The organism is uncultured Sphingomonas sp., from assembly GCF_946477935.1.
GTDB lineage: Bacteria > Pseudomonadota > Alphaproteobacteria > Sphingomonadales > Sphingomonadaceae > Sphingomonas.
In genome coordinates, this window is sequence record NZ_CAMLAC010000022.1 from 19,239 (window position 1) to 28,549 (window position 9,311).

4 protein-coding genes, 1 tRNA gene and 2 pseudogenes are annotated in these 9,311 nt (G+C 61.5%); 1 reads left to right on the forward strand and 6 read right to left on the reverse strand.

Features of this window, described 5'->3' with window-relative positions; translation table 11 throughout:
* Positions 1-7: 7 nt before the first annotated feature.
* From Q0U08_RS04320 to Q0U08_RS04330, 3 genes are all read right to left on the reverse strand, one after another.
* On the reverse strand, positions 8-907 hold the full coding sequence (locus tag Q0U08_RS04320; RefSeq protein WP_298089962.1) for a glycoside hydrolase: 900 nt from the start codon (positions 905-907) through the stop codon (positions 8-10).
* A complete protein-coding gene (locus Q0U08_RS04325) occupies positions 904-3,762 on the reverse strand; it encodes a beta-L-arabinofuranosidase domain-containing protein (protein WP_298089964.1) in 2,859 nt (952 codons plus the stop codon). The genes Q0U08_RS04320 and Q0U08_RS04325 overlap by 4 nt, the downstream gene beginning before the upstream one ends.
* A gap of 140 nt (positions 3,763-3,902) precedes the next feature.
* Entirely contained in the window at positions 3,903-6,680 is a 2,778-nt protein-coding gene (locus tag Q0U08_RS04330; protein WP_298089965.1) for a TonB-dependent receptor, read from the reverse strand.
* A gap of 272 nt (positions 6,681-6,952) precedes the next feature.
* On the opposite strand from Q0U08_RS04330, the pseudogene Q0U08_RS04335 reads away from it, so the two are divergent.
* Positions 6,953-7,800 (forward strand): annotated as a pseudogene (locus Q0U08_RS04335) (IS630 family transposase); the annotation flags it as partial.
* Positions 7,801-7,897: 97 nt separating this feature from the next.
* On the opposite strand, the gene Q0U08_RS04340 reads toward Q0U08_RS04335, so the two are convergent.
* The 3 genes and pseudogenes from Q0U08_RS04340 to Q0U08_RS04350 form a co-directional block, all read right to left on the reverse strand.
* A complete protein-coding gene (locus Q0U08_RS04340; protein ID WP_298089969.1) occupies positions 7,898-8,467 on the reverse strand; it encodes a PRC-barrel domain-containing protein in 570 nt (189 codons plus the stop codon).
* Positions 8,447-8,686, reverse strand: a pseudogene (locus Q0U08_RS04345) (DUF2171 domain-containing protein); the annotation flags it as partial. The pseudogene Q0U08_RS04345 and the gene Q0U08_RS04340, both read right to left, overlap by 21 nt.
* Before the next feature lie 319 nt (positions 8,687-9,005).
* A tRNA-Ser gene (locus Q0U08_RS04350) sits at positions 9,006-9,095 on the reverse strand.
* Positions 9,096-9,311: the final 216 nt, after the last annotated feature.

Genomic DNA, 9,311 nt, shown 5'->3' on the forward strand with positions numbered 1-9,311 from the left:
TCAGTGGTCAGCACACCTCAGCGGTCGAAGTAGGAACAGGCCCATCCGGTACGCGTGCAGCGTGCATGTAGAAGACGTCGCCGGCCAGCCGGTGGTTGCTACCGTAAACCTCCGACAGCACATTGTAGAGGGCTACATCGTAGCTTTCGAGATCATCGTCATTCAGGATGCGCCGGCCGTCGATCATCGCCAGCCGGTTCGAGTTGAACCAGGTCTGCGTGCCCTCGGCCCAATATTCGTCGATACTGGTGCTGCCATATTCGCCCTTCCACATGCCTCGCGCCATGGCGGAGGCATAGGCCCGCTCGACCCGGGCATAGAGGGCGGGATCAGCGGTGCGCACCCCTTCCAATATGCCGTGCGAAAACTCGTGAACGAAGATGTTCTCGCCGTAGTAGCGCTGCCCAGGCTGACCGAGCAGGTTCTCGGTCGCGGCACTGGTCAAATCGCCGCCCATGCCGCGGGCACGGCTGTTCCAGTACCCTCGGTCACTCAACCGACCGATCCGCTCGTCGTACTGCTTGCGCTCGCATACCGTCAGCCGTGGATCGTCACGTGTCGGCTTCTTCCAGTCACGCTGCTCAGGCAGATCGACGGTGCCTTCCTCCACACCCATGATCGCGACGCGGAAGCCGCGTGCGATCATGGTGCGACGGATATCGGGCCGTTCGACCAGCATGGCGGTCGCGATGTCGCGGGCGGCCAGCAACGCGGCATCGGGGACCGCTCCCGAGGAGACGATCGGCAGGCCCGAGGCATCGATGTAGCGACGATAGAACGGGTCGAGCGCGAGTGCCGCGGGTGGTGAAGTGATGACTTGCGTCGGATAATCCTCCGCGGCAGTCGCCACCGCAGCACCCGCCTGAACAAGAACCACTGCAGCAAGAACAAGGCGAACCCTGATCATACAGGAGTGCCACCGTTCGCGATCCATACCACCGTATCACCGTGCCGCCGTTTGGGCCGGGCATCACCGGCAGCCGCGCCAGCGGCCTCGCCGGTGCTGGCGCCGGGCGCATATTCGACACCGGTTTCGCCCGGAAATTCACGGATCGGCTCGCCGGCGCGGTTCGCGCGAGCGAAATTGGGCACGGCAGTCATCACCGAGCCATCGCTCCATCGGCCCCGGATTACCATCACGCCGTCAAGCAGATCGCCCCGCCACTCGGCTTCCAACGGCCCGTTTCCAAGGGGAAGATCGATGCGTGACTGGTCGGCCCGCTCCACATTGTAGATCAACGGGCCATAGCGCAGCGCCACCTTGCCGCGCGTCGCCTCGATCTTGTCGTCCCCGATCACGCGCTGCACTGCCATCGGAACCTCCAGCTCGATCCGATCGCCGGCCCGCCATTCACGGGTGATGACGGCATAACCCTTCTCGATCCGAGGGGTCATGGCTTGGCCATTGACCGCCAGGCGTAGCAGCCCGCCAACCTCCGGGGTCGCGGTGTAAAGTGCGCTGGTAGTCCGCTGCGGTACGCGCACGCGGACCGAGAAGCGGCGTGGCTCGCGCGGGTTGACGGTGATGCCGACCGCACCTTTCCAGGGATAATCGGTCTGCTGCACCATCTCGACCCGGGTGCCGGCAACCTCACCCACGTCGATGCGGCTGCCGACGAACAGATTGACGTAGAGGCCGTCATCGCCCTTCACGTACGCCCAGGTCGGCATCATCAGGAGGGTGCGTGGGATGTTGCCGACGCAGCACGGGCAGGTGTGCCATTTCGCCCGCTCGGTATCGACGAGCGGGTTGGTATAGCAAAAGCTCTTGCCGGCCAGGTCAGTCGATCCCAGCAGCGCGTTGTACATCGTCTCTTCGTACAAGTCGGCATATTTCGCGTCATGGTAGGACAGGTTCAGCTTGTACTGAAAGAAGATCAGGCCGCAGCTCGAACAGGACTCGCAATATGCGTCGTTGCGCAGGGCATAGTTGCCACCGAAACCCTCGGACGTATCCCCGCTGCCGACGCCGCCTGTGACATAGTATTTCTTGTTCACCATGTTGTCCCAGAGGGACATCACCGCGCTCTGGTAATCACGGTCTCCGGTTTCCGCGGCAATGTCGGCCATGCCGGAATAGAAGTACACGGCACGCACGGCGTGGCCGACCGCCTCATATTGCTGTTCGGGCGGCAAATGGCTCTGGTCGTATTCGGACCCACCTTCGCGCGAGTCGAGCAGGAAACGGGCAAGCGCAATATACCCGTCACCGCGGCCCTGCCCCTCCATGTCGTTGACGAAGCGGCCGAAGCGGACAAGTGCCTGCTCCATTTCCTGATGTCCGTCGAACCACGGCTTTTTGCCGGGGCCGATATTAGCCACCCAGCAGTCCGCCAACTTCTTGGCCGCATTGTACAGTCGAAGGTCACGGCCCTCGGTCAGCGTGTAATGGTTTATCGCGGACTCGATGAAGTATCCCGCGACATAGCCTTCATGATCGGCACGGTGTTCGGGTGACCAGCGCTCTGCCCAGTCCGAACGATCCGCCAGCGTATAGGCAGTGTGGAGATAGCCATCCGGCTCCTGTGCCGCGAGGATGATCGGGATCCAGCGCTCCAGCGTCTTGCGCATATCGGCCTGCGCTGCCTCGATCTGGCGATCACCCTGTGGATCGACCATGAGCGCGATGCACATCGATTCCACCGTCTGGTGGACCCAGGCGTTGGAGAAGACATAGCCCTTATGTGCAGCATGGCGTTCGCCGCGCAGCGCCTTTGCCGCTTCGACGAAGTTGTCGAGTCCTCCTTGTCCGGTCTTCAAATCCGTCCGCTCGCAATAGGCGATGCAATGCGGAATCCAGTTCACGATGAGCGACTTGGCGCGTTGGTTCCACAGCGGGCTATTGATGGCGTAGCGCGTCGTATAGACGACATCGAGCCGCTTGGCGGGCGGTGGCGATCCAACATGCAGCGCCAGCGTCGATTTGGCGCCTTGGCCCGCGGCAGTCGCCGTCAGGCCGAGCACGTAGTCGCCCGGCGCATCTACCGTCGCGCGCGTCGCAGGCGCGCTGGCGTCGGCAAACATCACCTTTCCGGGCCCGCTTACCTTGGTCCAGCGGACCGTGTCACCGGGGCTGCGCCGAAGCCAGTCGGCCCGGCCTGCAAGAAAGGTCTGGCCGCCAACAACCAGTGACCGGTCAACCCCGGCCGCGACCACCGGTGCGAACGCAGGTACAGCCCCCGCGCTCCAGACCCGCCACTGCAGGATACCCACCGACTTGCCTGCGTCGCCGACAAATTCCAGCTTCAGCCGGTCGGTCCTGACCCGGTCAAAGCTCAGGCGGTTGAAGCGGTCGAGCGCGACCACGTTGCCGCTGCGGACATTGCGCACGGGGACGAAAGCCTTCCCGTCCCAGTACAGCAATCTGGCAGAACGCGGTGGAGCGATCCCTTGTCCGTCCGACCACCAATAGATTTCAACCGAGTCGGTCGAGACAAGCTGGTTCCACGTATAAGTGACCCATTGCTCATCCGTCCTGGGCCAAGTCCCGTAGGCGCCGTGCGCGGTATCGGCAGAGCGCTCCGGCTCGGCACCGTTGTTCAGGGCAGCCAGGCTGGTGTCACCCGACGTGAAATGGCTGTCCGCCAGCGCCACCTTGGCGAGGTTGACCGGAGCGGTGTCCGTCATCACCGGTGCCGCAAAGCCGTGATCGGCCAGCGAGATAGCCGCCGCACCAGCCGCGATCTTCAGGACGTGCCGACGCGCGATCCCATGCTCGTCGCCGTGATGCTGTTCATCCGGCTGGTTCAATGCAGACGTCACCGATCATCTCCTTGGTACCGGGACATTCCACCGGCAGGACTATACAGCACAGCGCCGGTTTTTGCGGCGAACTTCAGGACCTGTTCGATCGCCTGATATGGACGGGAGACGACGCCGCTCCCGCCCCCGCCCCCATCCAATCAGAAGCGGAAGCGAACGCTGCCCTGCACCGTCCTGGCCAAGGTCCGCACGCCGAGCGGCAGCAAATTCTGCTGACCGAAGTAGCGGTACACATCGTTGCCGAGCAGGTTGGTGCCCTCGATCGACAGGGTCATGAACTTGACCGGCGTGAAATTGACTGCCGCATCCAGTCGATACGTGTCGTCATTGTACCAGGAATATTCCGGATTGGCGTTCCAGACGAACAGGCGATAGGCGGATCGATAATTGAACGCGACGCGCGTACTGAACGTCGGCGTGTCATAGAACAGCGCGGCGTTCGCAGTCCATGTCGACGTATCCGTCGAATCGAACGCACCCGGGAAGTCCTCTGGATAAGGATATTCGATCCGGGCCTTGCCGATATAGCTGCCGTTCGCGCTGACGCCGAAGTTGCGCCAGAAGCCGGGCAGGATGTCGAAGAAGGTCTGCGCGCTGGCCTCGACACCGGCGAAAGTACCATCACCGGCATTGCGGAGCTGCTCGACGAAGCCGCTCTGCCCCGGCAGGCCATAACGGCCGAGCTCGCCCACGACCTCGCGGCTGTAATACAGGAAGCCGGTCGCCTTCTTGTAGTAGCCGGCGAGGGACAGCTGGCCGCCCCGACCGAAATAATATTCGGCACTGACGTCGAACGCCTTCTCGCGTTGCGCCTTCAGGTCCGGGTTGCCCGCCGCAATGACCGGTGGCGTTTGACCCAAATCCACGAAATAGAACGGGCGCTGGTCGTAGAAGCCTGGTCGCTGAACGTTGGTGGTATAGCTGAGCCGCAACTGCAGCTTGGGCGTAATATGGATCAGCGCGGTCGCGCTTGGCAGCAGGTCCTGGTAATTAACCTTCCCCGATCCGCTCTCGACGATGTCCTGGTTGCCATTGGCGGCATTGCCCGGACGGAAATTGAAGCTGGAAACCGTACCCCATGTGTTGGTGTAGCGGGCACCCACCACGCCCTCCACCGGGAAGAGCAGGTCGAATGCGTAGTTAAGCTGAGCGTAGTAGGAGAGGCGGTTTTCGGTCGAGTCGAAGTTCTGGCCGCGATCGGGCGGGATCGCCTCGGTGGAGAAGCGCACGGCGTTACCGCGGTCGTTTGCCTGAATATAGTCGCGGATCGCCGGCCGGCTACCGAAGACAACCTCGCCGGGGATGCGATACCATTGCAGTGCGCCGGGTAGATCCGGACCGACCAGTTCCGCCTGATTGCCTCCTGGGAATTGCGATAACGGGGTGAACTGGCCGTTGATGCGCGGCAGGCCGTCGCGATACCCGTACTCGCGACTCGTACTGCGGCGATTTAAGCGAACGCCGGTCTGGATTGTGCGCAGCAGTCCGCTGTCACCGACGATCAACGTCAGGTCGGACTGCGTAGCAAATTCGCGATTGCGCTCCGCATTCGTCAGGTCTTGATATCGCTGCACGCCATAGGTTGCGATATTCCCCAGATCGATGCCATTGAAGGTGATTGAAGGCACCGGTCGCGAATAGGCATCGGAGGCAAAATCAATCGTCGCCGATGTCAGGCCGTAGGGTCGCGTCAAATGCTCCGCGATTACCGTGTCGACGTTGCTCCAATTGTACTGGATGCTGGTGTTCAGCAGCGCACGGTCGCTGCGCCAATGCATCTCGAAATTGGTGGTGTACAAATCCGACTTCGCGCGGCTGTAGATCGAGTCGATGCCGGCCGGCAGCCCCTCTGGCGTGACCGAGTTGATCGGCACGTTGATGGTCAGCGACCGCGCGGTTCGCCCGTCGGGCTGGAGCGTGATGTTGCTGTACCGCGATCCGGTCTCCCGGGTCAGCAAATACAACCGGTCGGACGTGTTGCGCGCCTTTGAGCCCAGATACTGGCCCTCGATCAGGAAGTCGAGATTGTCGTTGGCTTGCCACTGCAGCGCTGCGCTGACGGACGGGCGGTCGACGCTGCCTTCCTCCAGCCCGTAGAAGGCGCGGTACGGGATGACCGTATTCTCGAACCCGGCAGGCAAGCCGGCGCGCGGGCTGTTCGGTTCCGCCGCGCTGCCGAATGGTATATCGGGCGATTCGCTCTCGATGAAATTTTCCTTGTAGTTGGTCCGCGTCCACGACCCGTTGACGAGAAAGCCGACCTCACCGATTCCCGTCTCGAACCGCCGCGCGACCAACAGGCTGGCGTACGGGCTCACCTTCTCGGCGATATCGTCGTAGATGCCCTTGACGCTGCCCGCGACCGTCCAGCCCTTCACCATATCCAATGGCCGGCGCAGCTCGATATTGACGGTACCGGCGATGCTGCCTTCGACTTGGTCGGCGGTGCGGGTTTTGTAGACGTCGACCGACTTCAACAGCTCGGCAGGGATATCGGCCAGATTCAACGAGCGGCCAGTGCCAAGGCTGGTGTCGTTACCATTTACCGTGGTCTGCACACCAGAGAGGCCACGGATGGCCACGCTCTGCCCCTGCCCCCGCTCACGCGTGATCTGGACGCCAGTGATGCGGGACAAGGCCTCGGGAACGTTGTTATCGGGCAGCTTGCCGACGTCTTCCGAAACGACCGAGTCGACAATCTGCTTGGCGTTCTTCTTCTTGTTCGCCGCAGATGTCACTGATCCACGGATACCGATGACCAGAATGTCGGTTTTGGCTGATCCATCGGGGGTACCAGTTGGCTCCACGATCTCCGTCCGATCCTCGCTAGGATCGCCATCTTGCACCACGGTTGTCGTTTGTGCCTGAGCCCCTGTCGGCATCAGTGAAATCGCTGCGATCAGCGTACCGAAACGCAAAACCCTTTGCATCTGGCTCCCCCTTGTATCACTTATATCGTATACTCATACGGCAGTTAGGTGTTGTCAATAAGGTATTGAACTTATTGAAAAGCCCTTCCCAAACGGCATCGAGCGGGCGGCTACTGGCTAGCAGGGCATTCGCAGTACAACGCGAACCGCTCGCCACATGATTTGGATCGGCCTTTGAAGGCCCCAGCCTAGAGGGTTGATTGGGACGGAAGGGTCCTGTGAAAGATTTCGCCCGCGAGTTGGGTACGTGATGATACGCCATGCGAAGAGGGATCAGCATCGTCGTCATGGCATTGGACAGGGCGCAGCTTGAGGAGTCGCGGCGGCGCACAGGTTGCTGCCGAAACACGTATGGCAGACATGGACCGTTCTGCTCAGCGAGGATGCCGCTGGCACGGTCGCGATCATGGCAGCGATGGGCAAGTAGAAGACCTGCGTATGGCGCTGACAGGATCGGTTCATGGCGGGGGGCGCCGAAGGTCTGCTCCGCGACAGGCCGCGCCCGCCTGGATCGCGCTGCCGGCATCATCGCTGGTCGGCAGGGCGATGGCGCTGACGCTGGAGCCGGCCGGCCATAAGGCGACACACTGGACCGTGCGTGCCATGGCAAAGGCGGTCGGCATTACGGCATCTTCGGTGGTAAAGATCTGGCACGAAAACGAATGGGCGCCGCCCCGCTGTCGCAGCTTCAGCTGTCCAACGGCAAGGCGATTGCCGTGAAACCACGCAACGTGGTCGATCTGTACGTCTCGCCGCCTGCGTACGCCATCGTGCCGCCGGTTGACGAGAAGAGCCAGACTCCAGTGCTCGACCGCACCCAGTCGGGGCAGCCGCTGAAGCGCGGCCGGGGGCCACCATGCCCCACGACTACAAGCGCAACGGCACCGCGGCGCTGAACGTGCTAGATGGATCGGTGGTCGGGCGCAACATGCAGCGCCACCGCCACCAACAGTTCATCCTCTTCCTCAGTGTCGTCGGGGCCGAATTGCCGCCCGACAACGCCGTTCACGCCATCCCCGACAATTGTGCGACGCCCAAGCAGCCCGAGCCGGGCAACTCTCTGGTTCGCCACCCGCGCTGGACGTCCCACTTTGCGCCCACGTCATGCCATCCTCTGCAATCAGCAAGAGTGCCCAAACAATCGCGGTCAAATTTAGGATTGATGGTGCGGGAGGGCCGGTGCTGCACCCCTCCCGCCAGCGAAATTATATCGAGGCGCGGCCGTAGAACCGCGCTACATTCTGCCGGTACCGGGTATCAAACTCAGGCGCCTCGCTGGGCTTAAACTTAGGCGCGTTTGCCAGCTGTTCTTTGGTGATGTTGAGGATATAACCGTCCTTGTCGACATCGTAGTTCAGGTAGCTCCAGGGTAGTGGGAACAGCGCCTCACCAAAACCCATCGTGCCGCCGAACGACATCACCGCATAGGCAACACGTCCCGTGTATTTATCGACCATGAAGTTCTCGATTTTGCCGAGATGCTCCCCATTACGGCCAACCACGGGAGTTCCCTGAACCTTCGCAGAGGAGATTAGGCGAACATTCTCGTCAGTCTGCAAGCGAAGTTCGAATTCGTCATGTGCCTTGGCCTTGCTACGGGCTAGGAACGCCGCTCCGGCAGCGACACCAGCTGCTGCCAGGCCAAGCCCGATCGTAGACCAGTCCGGTCCCGAGTTGGTCGGCTGGGCACGGTCCTGGAAAGCGCTGCGCGTGTGATCGGGGTTGGTGCCGACCTTGGCACCCGACGACCGATCCTTTTCTTCCTCAAAAAGCAAGGCGTTCGCACCCGTTGCCGACAGGCGCACCTTGTCGCCTTCAACTGCGGCAACCAGGCCACCGGGCAGATAGTGATGGTGCCCCTGGTGGCTACCCTGCCCGCTATCTTGCTTGGTCAACTTGATGCGGTCACCCTCGACTTTGTCGACGGTTCCAACGTGGACGCCATCCGCCCCGACGACTTCCATATGCTTTTTAACGTTGGTGAGGTCAGCCATGTTAAGTTCCTGATGCAATTGCACCGGCTGAACGGCTCGAACCCAGGATCGATGCATTTCAAGGAGTTGGCAGCTCGCGGAATCGCTCAGCGCTCCACCAGAAATTTCTAATTGGGCAGGCCGATCGATTGATTTTTCTACTCCGAAGTTTGGGGCAAGCCAGGTTCACCCGCGTACCTCACGTACACCGCACTGGGTTGACGATGGTGGTCAAACGTCCGGCTACGTCCGCGATGAGCCGCCGCGAACCAAATCAAGTGGGCATAAAATGGGCACAGAGTACCCATTTCCAATTTTTACCGACGATTACGGGGAAGTCTGGCGGAGACGGAGGGATTCGAACCCTCGGTACGGTTTCCCGTACGACGCTTTAGCAAAGCGTTGGTTTCAGCCACTCACCCACGTCTCCGGATGCGGCGAGACGCGGCTATAGCGGGGCCGGGGGAGGCGATCAACCAGGACTTGCACCCTTTGCGACGAGAATTTGCGGTATCAGCGCAAACGTCGTTCATTGCGTCGCAAGGCCCGGGCTGGTTAAGCTTGCGCCCATGCCGTCTAGCGGGGGAAGTGTGAAGTGAAGCGGAGCATCTGGATCGCAGCGGCCACCGCGCTGATGGTCGTCGGC